Raw genomic sequence first — 16,526 nt, forward strand, 5'->3', positions numbered from 1 at the left:
CGCGGCCGGACCCCGTGTGCGAAGTCGCCTTCGGACGCCCCGCCCCGCTCGTGGCCCGGCATCAGGCCCGGGAGGCCGCCGTCCACACACTCGACGCCCGAGGGGCAAGAGGCGCTCCCCGGCCACTGCCCACGGTGGCCGCGCTCGACGGCACAGCCGAGTTCATCGGCGTCGGCCTCGGCACCGCCGGACCTTGGCCGTACGCACCGGTCCGGACGCTCACCCCTCCCCCCACCGCGCCCGGTCCGCCGCCGCCCGCCCCTGGTGCCAGCCCTCCGCGTCGTGCAGGCCGCGGAGGCGGACGGGGGACGTGTCGGGGAAGAGGGTGCCGGTGGTTTCCTCCACGGCCAGGGCGCGGGCGGCCAGCACCGGGAGGAGGTCGTGCGCGGCGGAGCCGGTGCCGGCTTCCCCGGTGGTGGCCGCCTCGGTGGTGGCCGCCTCGGTCGCGGCGGTCAGGCGGGTGCGGACGCGGTCGGCGTAGGCGACGAGGAAGGTCTGGCGGAAGTCGCGGGTGCGGCGGGCGCGGCCGCGGGTGTGGTGGGCGTCGGCGGCGCGGTGCATGGCGGTGGTGGCCTGGAGGAGCAGCGAGGTGTAGAGCAACTCCGCGGCCTCCAGGTCGGGTTCGTAGCCGACGAGGGTGGAGAAGGCGACGTCGGAGGACCAGACGGCCTGGCAGCGGTTGGCGGTGGCGACGGCGTCGAGGAGGAGGGCCTTGGCCTGTTCGTACGGGCCCTCGATGCCGACGCGGATCGCGGTGGGGCCGCCGCCCGCGGCCGCGCCGGCCCCGGCCAGCAGGGCCTCGTCGATGCTGTGCCGGGCCATCAGCTCCTGGGCCTTGGCCGACAGCGCCTCGGCCTCCTCGGCGTAGTCGGTCGCCTCCGCCTTGGCCAGCAGGCCGCGGATCCGGCCGAGGGCGCGGGAGGCGCCGGGGGGCGCGGTGCGGGCGGCGGGCGGCGGTGCGGCCGGGAGCGGGGCGAGGCGCGGCAGCCGGGCGAGGGCGCGCAGCGCGAGGAGGACGGTGTACACCGTCTCGAAGCGGGTGGCGCGGCGGCGGGCGGCGAGCGCGTCGAGATAGCCGCCGTCGGACGGCCACCAGACCTCGGCGCCGAGCTGCCGCAGCTGGGCGTCCCAGCGGTCGGTGGCGCCCGGCGGGCGGGGGCCGCGGCGGGCGTCGGCGGCGATGGCGTCCACGACCGGCCCGGTGTGTGCGGGGTCGGTGGCGTCGCGGCGGATGATCCGTTCCAGGTCGGCGGGTTCCCAGCCGCCCGCCCAGCAGCGGCGGACGGCGTCGGTGGCCGCGCGCAGGACGGCGGCGGAGACGGCTTCGCCGCCCTCGGGGGCGGCGGCGAGCCGGGAGGCGCCCGCCTCGGCGGCGTCCTCGGCGGGCCCGCCGTCGGCGGCGTAGCGGACGGTGCCGAGGACCTCGCCCACCAGCGCGTCGGCGTTGCCCTGGCGCCGGGCCCGGCCGCTGTCCTTGCTCTCGCTCATCCGGCCACTGTACGGAGACGCCGCGGCCGGACGTCGCGGACGGCCACGCCGGGGCGTCCGGGCCCGCCCCCCCCCGCACGGCGCGGGCCCGGCCGGAGGCATCCGCCGCCGACCGGGCCCGAAGCCACGTGTCACGTCGGGCGGCCGAGCCGCCCGGAGCGCTGGTTCAGGAGGCCGAGCCGCCCAGCGCGCTGCCCGCCACCCACTGCTGCCAGCTCATGTTCCAGCCGTTCAGGCCGTTCTCCGGCTGGATGGTGTGGTCCGGGGAGTTGACGACGGTCACCACGTCGCCGATCAGCGAGTGGTTGAAGAACCAGGCGCCGTCCGTGGACGGGTCGCCTGCGCCCTTCGCGTCCGGCAGGCCGATGCAGCCGTGGCTGGTGTTGACGTTGCCGAAGATGCCCTTGCCCCAGTAGTTGCCGTGGATGAAGGTGCCGGAGGTCGACAGGCGCATGGCGTGCGGGACGTCGGGGATGTCGTACTCGCCCTTGCCGTCGTTGTTGGTGAAGCCGACGGTGGAGCCGTCCATGCGGGTCTGCTCGTACTTCTCGGAGATCACCATCCGGCCGTTGTAGGTCGGGTGGTCCTCGCTGCCGGCCGAGATCGGGATGGTCTTGAGGGTCTTCCCGTCCCGTACGACCGTCATGAGGTGGGTCTTCGCGTCGACGGTGGAGACCTGGGAGCGGCCGACGTGGAAGTGGACGGTCTTGTTCTGGACGCCCTGCACACCGGGCGACGCCTGTACGCCGCCGAGGGCGAGCTTCACGGTGATGTCGGAGTTCGCCTTCCAGTACTGCTGGGGGCGGAAGTCCAGGCGGGTGTCGTCGAACCAGTGGCCGACGACCTTCTGGTTGCTGCCGGCGGCGACGGTGATCGCGGACTCGACGGCCTTCTTGTTCTTGACCGGCTTGTCGAAGTGGATCGAGACCGGCATGCCGACGCCGACGGTGGCGCCGTCCTCGGGCGTGAAGTTGCCGATGAAGCTGTTCGCCGGGGAGACCGTGGTGAAGGTGGAGTTCTCGACCGCCTTGCGCCCCTCGGAGTCCACGGCGTGCGCGGTGATCTTGTACTTCGTCGCGCGCGAGAGGTCCTGCGACGGCGTCCAGGACGAGCCGTCGGCGGCGAGCGTGCCGGCGACGGTCTTCTTGGAGTCGACGGCGGTCATGGTGACGGAGGTGAGCTTGCCGCTCTTGACGGTGACCTTCGCGTCCTTGCTGATGCCCGCGGTGGACGAACCGTCCTTCGGGGTGATCTTGATCTTGGCGTGTGAGGCGTCCTGTGCCGCGGCCTCGTCGACCTGCAGGGACCTCTCCTTCGCGGGGGTGGAGGCACCGCTGCCCGCGTGGCTGTCGCCGCCCCCCGCGCCGCTCGCACTGCCGCACGCCGAGAGCACGACCACGCCCCCGGCCAGCGCGGCGGTGGCTATGAAGCCCTTGCGGCGCTTGCTGTCCGTCATCACACGCTTCTCCATTGATCGGATAGGAATCCCCGAGCAGCAGACCGGGTGCAGCCTCCCCGGCCGACGTCCAGGAAACGCCATTTTTCCCGTGACACCCATCGGATCCGGACAAAGTGTGGGCAACGACACCCAACACGGGCACACGCCCCGGAGGCCCCGTGGATCACGGCCCGACCCCGTACGGGCCCACGGTTCCGGGCCCGTACGGGGTGCGGCTCCGCCCTCCCGGGGACGCGATCGGCCCTCGTACGACGGGTGCCGTACGAGGGCCGTGAGGGGCGCCGGGGCGGGGGCGCGAGGCTCCCGGAGGGGCGCACGGACCGAGGTCACGCTCCGTGCGGGCGGGGCCGGATCAGACCTCCTCCTCGACGGGGACGGCATCGCTCGCCAGATCCCACTCGTCGGCGTCCCACGCCGCGTCGGGGTCGTAGTCGGCCCGTTCCTCGCAGCTCCAGGACGCCTGCGCGAGGGTCGTGCCGGGGACGGCGCTGACCAGGTCGGCCGGGTCGACGAGGTGGGCCAGCGCCTCCGCCGGGTCCTCGCGTACCGCCTCCTGGGCCTGCCGGCGTCCGCCGTCCGGGAGGGAGGGGTCGGCGGCGACGTGGTCGAGCGCCGCGGCGGTCAGCAGATCGGCGTCGGTGACCTCCATGACCAGTTCGATATGAAGCCGTACAAACCGTGATGTCTCGCCATTGTTCATGGGACGGAGGGTAAGCACTGCGGGGCCTGACTTTCCCGCGACCCGCGGCGGTCACTAACATCTGAGGTCAGCGGCCAATTCGCCGGATCTGCAAGGGGGATTGTTCTGTGACCGCACGCCGACCGCTGCTGACCGCCGCAGCCGCGGGGTCGGTGCTGATCGCCCTGTGGTTCGTCCCGTCCGCTCATGCGATCGTCGACGCCCCCGACACCGGTACGCGGACCACCGCCGCCACCGTCCCGAACGGCGGAACCCGGGCCTCCGATGCGGTGACCGCCGATCGGACCGCACCGGGGCACCACCCCGACGGCGCGTCCGCCCGCTCCCTCGCCGAGACCGGCTCCCCGGACACCACGCCGTACGTCATCGGCGGCGCCGCCTGCCTGGCCTTCGGCGCCGGACTGGTCAGCTACTCGGTCCGACGCAGCCACGGCGGGGCCCACTAGGGGACGGACTTCATGGGGCGGCCCTGGGGCCGGCCCATGAATTTTCGCTCCCGGCCGCTCAGTCCAGCGGGCCGGTGACCGTCTCCGCGGCCGTGATCGGCGCGCCGGAGCGGACGAACGCGTAGGCGCGCTCCAGGTCGGGGGCGAGGAAACGGTCACCGCCGGGGCCCGCGACACCGGCCGCGCGGGCCGCGTCCACGACGGCGCGGGTGGCGGGCGACAGACGGTCGCCGTCCCGCAGCTCCACCGCACGGGCCGCCGCGTACAGCTCGACGGCGAGGATCCGGGCGAGGTTGTCGACGGCGGTCCGCAGTTTGCGCGCCGCCGACCAGCCCATGGAGACGTGGTCCTCCTGCATCGCGGAGGACGGGATGGAGTCGACGGAGGCGGGCGCCGCCAGCCGCTTCATCTCGCTGACCAGCGCCGCCTGCGTGTACTGAGCGATCATCAGACCGGAGTCGACGCCCGGGTCGTCGGCGAGGAAGGCGGGCAGACCGTGCGAGCGGTTCTTGTCCAGCAGCCGGTCGGTGCGGCGTTCGGCGATGGAGCCGAGGTCGGCGGCGGCGACGGCGAGGAAGTCCAGGGCGTATGCGACGGGCGCGCCGTGGAAGTTGCCGTTGGACTCGACCCTCCCGTCGGGGAGAACGACCGGGTTGTCGACGGCCGCGGCCAGTTCGCGGTCGGCGACCAGCCGGGCATGGCCGATCGTGTCCCGGCCGGCGCCCGCGACCTGCGGGGCGCAGCGGATCGAGTAGGCGTCCTGGACGCGCGGCGCGTCGTCCTGGTGGTGGCCGGTGAGACCGGAACCGGCAAGGACCTTGCGCATGTTGGCGGCGGCCGCGGCCTGGCCGGGGTGCGGCCGGATGGTGTGCAGCTCGGGTGCGAGGACCTTGTCGGTGCCGAGCAGCGCCTCCAGGGAAAGCGCGGCGGTGATGTCGGCGCAGGTGTAGAGCCGGGTGAGGTCGGCGCAGGCCATGACCAGCATGCCGAGCATCCCGTCGGTGCCGTTGAGGAGCGCCAGGCCCTCCTTCTCGCGCAGTGCGACGGGGGTGATGCCGTGCGCGGCGAGGAGGTCGGCGGCGGGCGCCACGGTGCCGTCGGGCCCCTCGGCGTCGCCCTCGCCCATCAGCGTCAGGGCGCAGTGCGACAGCGGCGCGAGGTCGCCGGAGCAGCCGAGCGAGCCGTATTCGTGGACGAGCGGGGTGATGCCGGCGTTGAGCAGCGCGGCCATGGTCTCGGCGACGACGGGGCGGACGCCGGTGTGGCCCGAGGCGAGGGTCTTCAGGCGCAGGAACATCAGGGCGCGGACCACCTCGCGCTCGACGTACGGACCCATCCCGGCGGCGTGCGAGCGGACGATGTTGCGCTGGAGGCGGGCGCGCAGATCGGGGCTGATGTGGCGGACGGCGAGGGCGCCGAAGCCGGTGGAGACGCCGTAGACGGGGTCGGGCCGGGCGGCCAGGTCGTCGATGACGGCACGGGAGGCGGCGACGGCCGTGAGGGCGTCCTCGGAGAGCGCGACCCGGGCGGCGCCGCGGGCCACGGCGAGGACGTCCTCGGCGGTCACGCCGGACGTCCCGAGCACCACAGTGTGCATATCCATATTCACGAACAGTAGAGAGTGAATCTCGGGATGTCACCACCCCGCGTCCCACCGACCCCACCCCACCCCGAAGCCCCAACCTCCACCTGCGGACCGGCCGTTACGGGGTCGGACCACAGACCTCCGGTACGGACCGCGCCCCGCCCGCGACCGGGGCGCCCCGCACCGCACCGGCCCTCATCTGCGGAACCGCCGCCGCTCCGTCCCCGGCCGCCGCTCCGGCGTATCCGCGAGGCGGACCACCGGATCGTCCGCACCGCCGTGCCGGCCCGCCACCACCGGCTCCCGGGCGCGGGCGGCCTTCGCGCGGTACTGGGCGGCGTCGGCGAGGCGGAAGAGACGGCGGGCGGTGCGGACCGGGCCGATCGGGTCGCCGGTCGACGCGACACCGACCGCGACACCGTCCCCGAGCCCCAACTCCGCGGCCCGTACGCAGAGTTCGGCGGCGACCTCGACCACGTCGTCGGGCGGCGGGCCGACCGCGAGGAGGCAGAACTCGTCGCCGCCGAGCCGGGCGGCCAATGTGCCGGGCAGCCGGGCGCCGCAGAGCGAGAGGACCGAGCCGAATCGTTCCAGCAGCCGGTCGCCGACCGCGTGGCCGCGTGTGTCGTTGACCTGCTTGAGGCCGTTGAGATCGCAGACCACCAGGCTGACCACGGCCCCCTCCCGGCGGTGCGCCTCCAGCGCCTCGTCCAGCCGTATGTCGACGGCGCGGCGGTTGGCGAGCCCGGTCAGCGCGTCGGTGAAGGCCAGCCGCCGCGCCTCCGCCAGCCGCTCGGTCTGCGCGATCCCGGCGGCGGTCACGGCGGCCAGCACCGTCGCGAACTCCGCGTCCGCCGCCCCGAACACCGGCTCCCCCGCCGCCCGCGCCACATACAGCTCACCCCACGCCCGCCCGCGCAGCACCAGCGGCACCACCACACAGCAGCTCCGGCCCCGGCGGCGCAGCGCGGCCACCCGCCGCCGGTTGGCGCTGCCGGTGCGCCCGCCGCCCTCCGGCGCCACGGCCGTGACCTGCGCCGGGGCGGACAGCGGCGCCTCCTGGGGGCGGGCCGCCGAGGGCACCACCGTCAGCGGCGCGCCGCTCGCCGCACACGGGCCGTCGGCGCGCTCCACCCAGGCGTCGGGGCCGCCGCCGGGGCTCCGCCGCTCGTGCGGGAGGCCGACGATCTCGGGGAACTCGTGCACCGGGTACGACTCGTCCTCCGGGAATTCCTGCTCGTCGTCGGCGAGTTCCCCGACGTTGACCAGCACCCGCAGCTTTCCCCGCTCGCGCTCCCACTTCGAGATCGCGGCGAAGGAACCGCCCAGGGCCAGCCGTACGCTCTCCGCCGCGGCGTGCGCGGATTCGCGTGGTGTGTGCGCCGCCGCCATCGCCTGCGCCAGCCCCACCACGACCCGCAGCCTCGCGTCATCCGTCACCGGGCCCTCACATTCCGTCACCGTGAGCACACTCTGCACTACAGCGTAGGAATGTTTAACCCGTTTCGCCCCTTACGTGCGGCTCCACACGCGGAGATCGTCCTCACCCACGGTGATCTACGCCGCCCGCGGCGACGGCGGGGCGGACCGGGCGCGGGGCGCCGGGGCGCGCGGCGGCGGGCCGCCGGGGGCGCGGGGCGCCGCGCCCCGGGCCCGCGGTCTCACTCCCCGGGCCACTCCGGGTCCCGCTTCTCGTTGAACGCCGCGACGCCCTCGGCGCGGTCGCCGGAGAAGGCCACGCTGCGCCAGGCGGCGTCCTCGACCTCCAGTCCGGCGCGCAGGTCGAGACCGTGCCCCAGCCGCATCGCCCGCTTCGCGGCACGCAGCCCCACCGGCGAGTTCCGGGCGATCCGCGCGGCCAGCTCCAGGGCTCGGTCCCGGTCCGCACCGACGTCCGCGAGCTGGTCGACCAGCCCCAGCCGGACGGCCTCCTCGGCGCGCACCCGGCGCGCGGTGAAGACGAGCTCCGCGGCGCGCGCCGCCCCCACCCGCCGCGGCAGCAGCTGCGTCCCGCCGCCGCCGGGGACGACGCCCACCGACACCTCGGGCAGCCCGACCACCGCGCTGCCGTCCGCGACGATCAGATCGCAGGCCAGCGCCAGCTCGAAGCCGCCGCCGAGGGCGTAGCCGTGCACCGCGGCGACGGTGGGCTGCGGCAGCTCCAGGACGCCGGTGTAGGCGGCGCGGGTGCGCGGGCGCTGGCGCAGCAGGTCCGCGTCGGTGAAGGAGTTGCGCTCCTTGAGGTCGGCGCCGACGCAGAACGCCCGCTCATGGGTGGAGGTGAGGACGACCGCCCGTACGGCGGCGTCGGCGGCGAGCGCGGCGCACGCCTCGGACAGCGCGTCGGCCATCGCCGTCGAGACCGCGTTCATCGCCTCGGGCCGGTCCATGACCAGCTCCGCCACGTAGCCGTGCCGCTCCACGCGGACCCATTCGCCGAACCTCTGCATACGACCCTCCCGGTGTTAACGACCGTTGATTCGGTTCCGCCGGGATCATGTCAGCTCGGCGCGGGCGGGAACAGGGCCGACCGGCCCGGAACGGGCGCCCGGGCCGCCCCGGGCGCCCCGCCTCAGCCGCGCCGGCTCAGCTGCCAGGGCTCGATGACGCCCAGCCCACGCACCGGGCGCTGGTACATCGGCTGGAGCGCGAAGCGGTACGTCGGCAGCTCCGGCGTCAGACCGCTCGCCGCCGCCTCCGCCGCCGCCTTCTCGGCCGCCGCGGCGGCCGCCTCGGAGACCGGGGCGTCGCCGGTGCGGCCCAGCTCCTCCGCGAACGCCTGGTCCACGAAGACGGCGTCCTTCGGCGCTATCGACGTCAGCCGGCTGGCGAGATTGACGGTCGTGCCGAACACATCGCCCATCCGCGTCGTGACGGTGCCGAAGGCGATGCCGACGCGCAGCTCCGGCATGGTCTCGTCGTGCGTCATCGTCTCGATGAGCCGCAGCCCGATCTCGGCGGCGACCCCGGCGTCGTCGGCGGAGAACAGCACCTCGTCACCGAGCGTCTTGATCAGCCGTCCGCCGTGCGCCGCGACCAGGTCGGAGCAGGTGGTCTCGAACGCCTCGACCAGCTCGCCCAGCTCCTCCTCCTCCAGGCGCCGGGTCAGCCGGGTGAAGCCCACCAGGTCCGCGAAGCCGACGGCGAGCCGCCGGTCGACCATCTCGTCGTCGTCCTGCGCCCGCACGACCCGCCCGGTGGCGGCCGCCAGCTGGCGCCGCCAGACGTACACCAGGAACTCCTCCAGCTCCGGCAGGAGGAGTTCGACCAGCGGATAGGTGATCTCCGTACGGGTCATCCCGGAGTCCTGGGGCTCGGTGAGGCCCTCCAGGAAGGAGTCGATCTGCCAGTCGGCGAGCCGGGCGGTGGTCTGGCCCGTGGAGCGCGCCACCTGGACGGCCATCGCCTCGCTCAGCAGCCCTGCCTCGACCAGACCGGCCAGCCGCCGCAGCGCCAGCACATCGGCCTCGGTGAGCGCCTTGACCTGCCCGATGTCGGCGAAGCCCATGGCGCGCCAGAACCGGGCCGCCAGATCCATCGAGACCCCGGCGCTGCGGGCCGCCTGGAACGGTGTGTAGCGGCGGTCGGCGCCGAGGATCAGCTGTTCCAGGCGGATGGCGATGGTGTCGTCGGAGTCGGCGGCCGCGGGCGGGCCGCCGCCCGGCGCCCCGGAGCCCGCCCCGGGCGGGGGCTCGTCCGCGGCCGCGGGGGCCGCCGCGCCGCCGGGGCCCCGCTCGCCGGGGCCGTCGTCGGATGCGGCGTCGCCGGAGCCCGTGGCGGGTCCGTCCGGCGTGGCCGCGCTCTCGGGCGGTCCGCCCGCGTCGCCGGCGGTCACCCGCCGCTCCCTGTCCGCTCCCTGCGCACTGCCCTTCCGATCACTGCTCGCCGGTGGCCCGCTCCCTGGCGAGCCGCCTCAACGATACGGCAGGTGTGCTCTGGCTCACTCTCCCGTGCCCGGCCGGAGCCGTCCGGCCGGCGGCACCGTTCGGCGTTTCGGCCACCGGCGCCGCCGTCCGGGACGGTCAGCTGTAGCCGCCACCCTCCGTGTCGGGCCGCAGGTGGACGATGTCCCCGGCGCCCACCGGCTGCTGCACACCGTCCTCGGTCGCGAGGATCAGCCGCCCGTCACCGTCGAGGGCCACCGCCTCACCGCGGACCGTCCGGTCGCCGGGCAGCTCGGCGCGGACCGCGCGCCCCAGGGTCGCGCAGCCCGCGGCGTACGCCTCCTGCAACCCGCTCGCCACCGGGTCGCCGTCCGCGTCCTGCCAGGCGACGTACCAGGTCTCCAGGGAACGCAGCACGGCCCGCAGCAGGGTGTCGCGGTCGGTGGTGTGCGCACCGGCCAGGGCGAGGGAGGTGGCGGTCGGCACCGGCAGCTCGTCCTCGTGCAGCGACACGTTGAGGCCCATGCCGAGGACGACGCCGTCCCCGGCGCGCTCGGCGAGGATGCCGCCGGCCTTCCGCTCGGCGCCGCCCACGGTCAGCAGGACGTCGTTGGGCCACTTGAGTGCGGTGTCCACGCCCGCCGCCCGGGAGAGCGCGGTGGCGACGGCGACCCCGGCGAGCAGCGGCAGCCAGCCCCAGCGCTCCTGGGGGACGCGCGGGGTCAGCACCACGGAGACGAAGATCCCCGAGCGCGGCGGCGCGCTCCAGCGGCGGTCCAGGCGCCCGCGGGCCGCGGTCTGCTCCTCGGCGACGAGCACGGTGCCCTCGGGCTCACCGGCGGCGGCGCGCAGCGCGAGGTCGGTGTTGGTGGAGCCGGTGGCCTCGACGACGTCGAGCGCGGTCCACAGCGAGCCGGGCCGCACCAGCGCCCGCCGGAGCGCCCGGACGTCCAGCGGCGGCCGCTCCAGATCGCTCCAGCGGCCGCCGCCGGATGCGGCGGACGCGCCCGACGCGCCGGGGCCGTCCCCGGGCTCCGGCGAGCGGCCGTCTTTGTCCTGGTTTTCCGGCGGTTGAGGTGTCATGGGACCACCCTAGGTGTGGTCAACGACGCACTGCCGCCGAGCACCCCCGCCGATACGCTACGAAGCGGTAGCAAGGCCGTACGTCCCCCCGTACGCGCACCAGTCCAGGACGAGCAGGAGCCGCATCCCGATGTCCGAGCCGGAAGCACACCTCACCACCACCGCGGGCAAACTGGCGGATTTGCAGCGGCGGATCGACGAAGCCACCCACGCCGGTTCCGCCCGTGCGGTGGAAAAGCAGCACGCGAAGGGCAAGTTGACCGCGCGTGAGCGGATCGGGCTGCTGCTCGACGAGGGCTCGTTCGTCGAGCTCGACGAGTTCGCCCGGCACCGCTCGACCAATTTCGGGCTGGAGAAGACCCGCCCGTACGGCGACGGCGTGGTCACCGGCTACGGCACGGTCGACGGCCGTCCGGTGGCGGTGTTCTCCCAGGACTTCACGGTCTTCGGCGGCGCGCTCGGCGGGGTCTTCGGCGAGAAGATCGTCAAGGTGATGGACTTCGCGCTGAAGAACGGCTGCCCGGTCATCGGCATCAACGACTCCGGCGGCGCGCGCATCCAGGAGGGCGTGGTCTCGCTCGGCATGTACGGCGAGATCTTCCGCCGCAACACCCATGCCTCCGGCGTGATCCCGCAGATCTCGCTGGTCGTCGGCCCGTGCGCGGGCGGTGCGGTCTACTCCCCCGCGATCACCGACTTCACGGTGATGGTCGACCAGACCTCGCACATGTTCATCACCGGCCCGGACGTCATCAAGACCGTCACCGGTGAGGACGTCGGCTTCGAGGAGCTGGGCGGCGCCCGCACCCACAACGCCACCTCCGGCGTCGCGCACCACATGGCGTCCGACGAGAAGGACGCGATCGAGTACGTCAAGGCGCTGCTGTCGTACCTGCCGTCCAACAACCTCTCCGAGCCGCCCGCCTTCCCCGAGGAGGCGGACCTGGAGACGTCGGACCACGACCGCGAACTGGACACGCTGATCCCGGACTCGGCCAACCAGCCGTACGAGATGGTCACCGTGCTCGAGCACATCCTGGACGACGGGGAGTTCCTGGAGGTCCAGCCGCTGTACGCGCCGAACATCCTCACCGGCTACGGCCGGGTCGAGGGCCACTCGGTGGGCATCGTCGCCAACCAGCCGATGCAGTTCGCCGGCACCCTGGACATCAAGGCGTCCGAGAAGGCCGCCCGCTTCGTGCGGACCTGCGACGCGTACAACATCCCCGTCCTGACCTTCGTGGACGTGCCCGGCTTCCTGCCCGGCACCGACCAGGAGTGGGACGGCATCATCCGCCGCGGCGCCAAGCTGATCTACGCCTACGCGGAGGCGACGGTCCCGCTGATCACCGTCATCACCCGCAAGGCGTTCGGCGGCGCGTACGACGTCATGGGCTCCAAGCACCTGGGCGCGGACCTCAACCTCGCCTGGCCGACCGCGCAGATCGCCGTCATGGGCGCCCAGGGCGCGGTCAACGTCCTGCACCGCCGCACCCTCGCCGCCATCGAGGACCCCGAGGCCCAGGACGCCCGCCGCCAGGAGCTGATCCAGGAGTACGAGGACGCGCTGCTCAACCCGTACGTCGCGGCCGAGCGCGGCTACGTCGACGCGGTGATCATGCCGTCCGAGACGCGGCGCCACATCGTCCGCGGGCTGCGCGCGCTGCGCAACAAGCGCGAGGCGCTGCCCCCGAAGAAGCACGGCAACATCCCGCTGTAGCCCGCGCGTCACCGTCGCAGGAGGTCGAGACCATGATCAAGGTCGTACGGGGCAACCCCACGCCCGAGGAGCTGGCCGCCGCGCTCGCGGTGGTGCAGGTCCGCGCCGCCGCTGCCGGGAGCGCCGAGCCGGACGCGGCGCCGGTCTCGGAGTGGTCCGATCCGGCGGCGCGCATCCCGTCCCGCCGGCCCCCGCAGCCGGGGCCGCGCGCCTGGCGCACCAGCTACTGGCCGCGCTGAACCGGGGCCACTGCGGCGGTATGTGAGGTACGCCGCAGGCGCCGCGTCCGTCCGGCTCGTCCGGGTGCGGGCGATCCGTGCCCAGGGGCGCCTGAGTACGCGTACTCAGGCGCCCGCGGCGCCGCGGGCGCAGGATCGGAACCATGCTGTGGTCAGATCCGCCCGACGAGCCTCCCGAGGAGCTGCGCCATGCGCAGAGGCGCCTCCGCCGGCTGGGTCTGGTGATGGCGGTGGCCTCGATGCTGACCATGGTGTTGGTGGCCGGGCGCTGACGTGTAATCGTTCCCGCCGTCCCGCCCGGGACCGCTCCACCACCCAGGACGCGCGGCGGACCGCGGACGGTTCCCCGTCCGTCCCCGGCGGTTGTCCACAGGCCCCGCCGCGCCGCTCCGGCGCTCCGTACGATGGCGGGCATGACCGAAGAGCCCCGCCCCCGCCGTCTCGTCCTCGCCTCCCAGTCGCCCGCACGCCTGGGCCTGCTCCGCCAGGCCGGGCTGGCCCCCGAGGTGATCGTCAGCGGCGTCGACGAGGACGCCGTCACGGCACCCACCCCCGGCGAGCTGGCCCGCGTGCTGGCCGAGGCCAAGGCCACCGCCGTCGCCGCGCGCCCGGAGGCCGCCGGGGCGCTCGTCATAGGCTGCGACTCCGTGCTGGAGCTGGACGGCCGGGCGCTGGGCAAGCCGGTCGACGCCGAGGACGCCACCGCCCGCTGGAAGTCGATGCGCGGCCGCTCCGGCGTGCTGCAGACCGGGCACTGCGTCATCGACACCGCGAGCGGCCGCCGCACCTCCGCCACCGCCTCGACCACGGTCCGCTTCGGCGAGCCCGACGACGCCGAGATCGCCGCTTACGTCGCCGGCGGCGAACCGCTGCACGTCGCCGGTGCGTTCACCCTCGACGGCCGCTCGGCCCCGTTCATCGACGGCATCGACGGCGACCCGGGCAACGTCATCGGCCTCTCCCTCCCGCTCCTGCGCCGCCTCCTGGCGGAGCTGGACGTCCGCATCACGGATCTCTGGGCGTGAGGGGCGCGGAGGCGTAGGGGCCGCACCCCGCCGTCCCGCGGGCGCACGCCGAAGCGTCCGTACCCGCCGGGCTCACGCCGACGTGGGCGCCGCCGGGGCCGGATCCTCCGGCTCGGTCCGGAGGTCCGGGGCGGCGGGCCGCTCCCCGTACGCCACCAGCGTCAGCACCAGCAGCGCCAGGACGGCCATCAGCGCGGCGAAGGCGAGCCAGCCGGCCATGCCGACGGAGAAGGCGCCGAGCACCGCGTGCGCCACCGCGCAGACGATCAGCGCGATCCGGGCGAAGGTGCCGGGCGGGCGGTCGCGGAGGGCGGTGCGCAGCAGCAGGGCGGCGCAGCCGAGGAGGAAGAGCGCGGCGAGGGCGCCGGCCGCCAGCGCGCCCGCGGTCATCGCGCCGGGCCGCAACCCCGCCAGGGACATCTGCTGCCGGTCGACGACGATGCTCAGGATCCAGTTCAGCAGGACGATGCCGCCCGCCTCCAGGATCAGCACCACGGCCGCCACCACCGCCACCGGTCTCCGCACCACCGCCGCCACCTGCTTCCGTCCGTACCGAACCGCCCTTGCCGACGGGGCGTACGCCCACCGTCGTGCGCCCGCGCGCCGCGGGCCGTGCCGTGTTACCGCGAGTACAGAAGACAGCGCGCACGCTACTAACGGGTAATGGCGGGGGCAAGGGGTGTGCACGTCCCGGCCGGCGGGCGGGCCGACGCGCCGTCCGGGAGATCGCGGGCGCTGCGCCGGGCGCAAACTTTCCTTCGGCCATTCGTAGGGACTCCACAAAGAATTGACGGTCCGCCGCGCGCGGCGGCGCAGAGACCTAGACCACACGGAGGCGTCCGTCCGCCGCCGTGAAACCGGGCCTACCCTGGGCTGTCAGGGGGCTTCGCGCCCTCACTGGGCACACGTGCCACGCTCCGTGTGGGGAACGTCACCTCGGGGAACGGCTCGGCACGCGGTGTCGCCAGTCCCTAAACTCGCTGCGTTCAGTGTGTTGCGGCGTAGCGCCAAGGAAGGACCCATCGTGCGCAAGGTGCTCATCGCCAACCGTGGCGAAATCGCTGTCCGCGTAGCCCGTGCATGCCGGGATGCCGGAATCGGGAGTGTGGCGGTCTACGCCGACCCGGACCGGGACGCCCTGCACGTCCGCGCGGCCGACGAGGCCTACGCCCTGGGCGGTGACACCCCGGCCACCAGCTACCTGGACATCGCCAAGGTGCTGCAGGCGGCCAAGGACTCCGGCGCGGACGCCATCCACCCCGGTTACGGCTTCCTCTCCGAGAACGCCGAGTTCGCCCAGGCCGTCCTGGACGCCGGGCTGACCTGGATCGGCCCGCCCCCGCACGCCATCCGTGACCTCGGTGACAAGGTCGCCGCCCGCCACATCGCGCAGCGCGCCGGCGCGCCGCTGGTCGCCGGCACCCCCGACCCGGTCTCCGGCGCGGACGAGGTCGTCGCCTTCGCGAAGGAGCACGGCCTGCCGATCGCCATCAAGGCGGCGTTCGGCGGCGGCGGCCGCGGCCTGAAGGTCGCCCGCACCCTCGAAGAGGTCCCGGAGCTGTACGACTCCGCGGTCCGCGAGGCCGTCGCCGCGTTCGGCCGCGGCGAGTGCTTCGTCGAGCGCTACCTCGACCGCCCGCGCCACGTCGAGACGCAGTGCCTGGCCGACAAGCACGGCAACGTCGTCGTCGTCTCCACCCGTGACTGCTCGCTCCAGCGCCGCCACCAGAAGCTGGTCGAGGAGGCCCCGGCGCCGTTCCTGAGCGAGGAGCAGAACGCCGAGCTGTACCGCGCGTCGAAGGCCATCCTGAAGGAGGCCGGTTACGAGGGCGCGGGCACCTGCGAGTTCCTCGTCGGCCAGGACGGCACCATCTCCTTCCTGGAGGTCAACACCCGTCTCCAGGTCGAGCACCCGGTGACCGAGGAGGTCAGCGGCCTCGACCTGGTCCGCGAGATGTTCCGTATCGCCGACGGCGAGGAGTTGGGCTACGACGACCCGGCGGTGCGCGGCCACTCCTTCGAGTTCCGCATCAACGGTGAGGACCCGGGCCGCAACTTCCTCCCGGCGCCCGGCACCGTCACCACTTTCGAGGCGCCGTCCGGCCCGGGTGTCCGCCTGGACGCGGGTGTGGAGTCCGGCAGCGTCATCGGCCCGGCCTGGGACTCCCTGCTGGCCAAGCTGATCGTCACCGGCGCCACCCGGGAGCAGGCCCTGCAGCGCGCCGCCCGGGCGCTGAACGAGTTCACCGTCGAAGGCATGGCCACCGCCCTCACCTTCCACCGCGTGGTCGTCAAGGACCCGGCGTTCGCCCCCGAACTGACCGGCTCCACCGACCCGTTCACCGTCCACACCCGGTGGATCGAGACGGAGTTCGTCAACGAGATCCCGCCGTTCGCCGCCGCCGGCAGCGACGAGGCGGAGGCCGACGCCCGCGAGACGGTCGTGGTGGAGGTCGGCGGCAAGCGCCTGGAGGTCTCGCTGCCGTCCTCGCTCGGTATGCCGCTGGCCCGCGCCGCGGTCGCCGGGGGCGCCAAGCCCAAGCGCAAGGCGTCGAAGAAGTCCGGCTCCGCCGCCTCCGGCGACACGCTGGCCTCCCCGATGCAGGGCACCATCGTCAAGGTCGCCGTCGAGGAGGGCCAGACCGTCGCCGAGGGCGAGCTGGTCGTCGTCCTGGAGGCGATGAAGATGGAGCAGCCGATCAACGCGCACCGCGCGGGCACCGTCAAGGGCCTGACCGCCGAGGTCGGCGCCGCCCTCACCTCCGGCGCCGTCATCTGCGAGATCAAGGACTGACGTCCGGCCGTACGCAGCGGAAGGCCCCGGCACGCCTGTGCCGGGGCCTTCCGCGTACCCGGGCGGGCGCCGGGCCGCCGGGGGCGCGCAGGCGAGGTCCGCG

General features: G+C 74.3%; 15 protein-coding genes. 6 read left to right on the forward strand and 9 right to left on the reverse strand.

The features are described from left to right. Positions 1–219 precede the first annotated feature (219 nt). The 3 genes from ACF1BH_RS02510 to ACF1BH_RS02520 form a co-directional block, all read right to left on the reverse strand. Positions 220–1,488 carry a DUF2786 domain-containing protein gene (locus tag ACF1BH_RS02510; protein WP_391640531.1) on the reverse strand — a complete coding sequence of 423 codons (1,269 nt, stop codon included), beginning with the start codon at positions 1,486–1,488 and terminating at the stop codon, positions 220–222. Positions 1,489–1,654: 166 nt separating this feature from the next. Continuing rightward, positions 1,655–2,959, reverse strand: a complete 1,305-nt coding sequence (locus ACF1BH_RS02515) for an Ig-like domain-containing protein (protein ID WP_391640532.1) — start codon at positions 2,957–2,959, stop codon at positions 1,655–1,657. Positions 2,960–3,299: 340 nt separating this feature from the next. Further along, a complete protein-coding gene (locus tag ACF1BH_RS02520) occupies positions 3,300–3,647 on the reverse strand; it encodes a hypothetical protein (RefSeq protein WP_391640533.1) in 348 nt (115 codons plus the stop codon). A gap of 107 nt (positions 3,648–3,754) precedes the next feature. On the opposite strand from ACF1BH_RS02520, the gene ACF1BH_RS02525 reads away from it, so the two are divergent. Further along, complete coding sequence (locus ACF1BH_RS02525) at positions 3,755–4,093, forward strand: LAETG motif-containing sortase-dependent surface protein (protein WP_391640534.1); 339 nt, start codon at positions 3,755–3,757, stop codon at positions 4,091–4,093. Between the two features lie 58 nt (positions 4,094–4,151). Here ACF1BH_RS02525 and hutH read toward each other — a convergent pair whose 3' ends face one another. The 5 genes from hutH to ACF1BH_RS02550 form a co-directional block, all read right to left on the reverse strand. After that, a complete protein-coding gene (gene hutH, locus ACF1BH_RS02530) occupies positions 4,152–5,690 on the reverse strand; it encodes a histidine ammonia-lyase (RefSeq protein ID WP_391640989.1) in 1,539 nt (512 codons plus the stop codon). A 183-nt stretch (positions 5,691–5,873) separates the two neighbouring features. Further along, positions 5,874–7,118 (reverse strand): diguanylate cyclase domain-containing protein, encoded by a 1,245-nt coding sequence (locus ACF1BH_RS02535; protein WP_391640535.1) that lies wholly within the window; start codon positions 7,116–7,118, stop codon positions 5,874–5,876. Between the two features lie 221 nt (positions 7,119–7,339). Next, positions 7,340–8,128, reverse strand: a complete 789-nt coding sequence (locus ACF1BH_RS02540) for an enoyl-CoA hydratase/isomerase family protein (RefSeq protein WP_391640536.1) — start codon at positions 8,126–8,128, stop codon at positions 7,340–7,342. Between the two features lie 122 nt (positions 8,129–8,250). Beyond that, complete coding sequence (locus ACF1BH_RS02545) at positions 8,251–9,513, reverse strand: adenylate/guanylate cyclase domain-containing protein (RefSeq protein WP_391640537.1); 1,263 nt, start codon at positions 9,511–9,513, stop codon at positions 8,251–8,253. Between the two features lie 187 nt (positions 9,514–9,700). Continuing rightward, on the reverse strand, positions 9,701–10,645 hold the full coding sequence (locus ACF1BH_RS02550; protein ID WP_391640538.1) for a biotin--[acetyl-CoA-carboxylase] ligase: 945 nt from the start codon (positions 10,643–10,645) through the stop codon (positions 9,701–9,703). 130 nt (positions 10,646–10,775) lie between these two features. On the opposite strand from ACF1BH_RS02550, the gene ACF1BH_RS02555 reads away from it, so the two are divergent. From ACF1BH_RS02555 to ACF1BH_RS02570, 4 genes are all read left to right on the forward strand, one after another. Then, positions 10,776–12,365, forward strand: a complete 1,590-nt coding sequence (locus tag ACF1BH_RS02555; protein WP_391640539.1) for an acyl-CoA carboxylase subunit beta — start codon at positions 10,776–10,778, stop codon at positions 12,363–12,365. Positions 12,366–12,397: 32 nt separating this feature from the next. After that, positions 12,398–12,604: an acyl-CoA carboxylase subunit epsilon gene (locus ACF1BH_RS02560; protein ID WP_391640540.1), complete on the forward strand. Its 207-nt coding sequence runs from the start codon at positions 12,398–12,400 to the stop codon at positions 12,602–12,604. A 143-nt stretch (positions 12,605–12,747) separates the two neighbouring features. Continuing rightward, positions 12,748–12,876: a morphogenic membrane protein MmpB gene (gene mmpB, locus ACF1BH_RS02565; RefSeq protein ID WP_391640541.1), complete on the forward strand. Its 129-nt coding sequence runs from the start codon at positions 12,748–12,750 to the stop codon at positions 12,874–12,876. Positions 12,877–13,017: 141 nt separating this feature from the next. Continuing rightward, positions 13,018–13,629, forward strand: a complete 612-nt coding sequence (locus tag ACF1BH_RS02570) for a nucleoside triphosphate pyrophosphatase (RefSeq protein WP_391640542.1) — start codon at positions 13,018–13,020, stop codon at positions 13,627–13,629. Positions 13,630–13,701: 72 nt separating this feature from the next. On the opposite strand, the gene ACF1BH_RS02575 is transcribed toward ACF1BH_RS02570, so the two are convergent. Further along, positions 13,702–14,157 carry a hypothetical protein gene (locus ACF1BH_RS02575; protein WP_391640543.1) on the reverse strand — a complete coding sequence of 152 codons (456 nt, stop codon included), beginning with the start codon at positions 14,155–14,157 and terminating at the stop codon, positions 13,702–13,704. A 496-nt stretch (positions 14,158–14,653) separates the two neighbouring features. Here ACF1BH_RS02575 and ACF1BH_RS02580 point away from each other — a divergent pair, with 496 nt between their 5' ends. Next, positions 14,654–16,423: an acetyl/propionyl/methylcrotonyl-CoA carboxylase subunit alpha gene (locus ACF1BH_RS02580; RefSeq protein ID WP_391640544.1), complete on the forward strand. Its 1,770-nt coding sequence runs from the start codon at positions 14,654–14,656 to the stop codon at positions 16,421–16,423. The last annotated feature ends 103 nt before the right edge of the window (positions 16,424–16,526 follow it).

Source organism: Streptomyces sp. NPDC014733, from assembly GCF_043083385.1.
Taxonomy (GTDB): Bacteria; Actinomycetota; Actinomycetes; order Streptomycetales; family Streptomycetaceae; genus Streptomyces.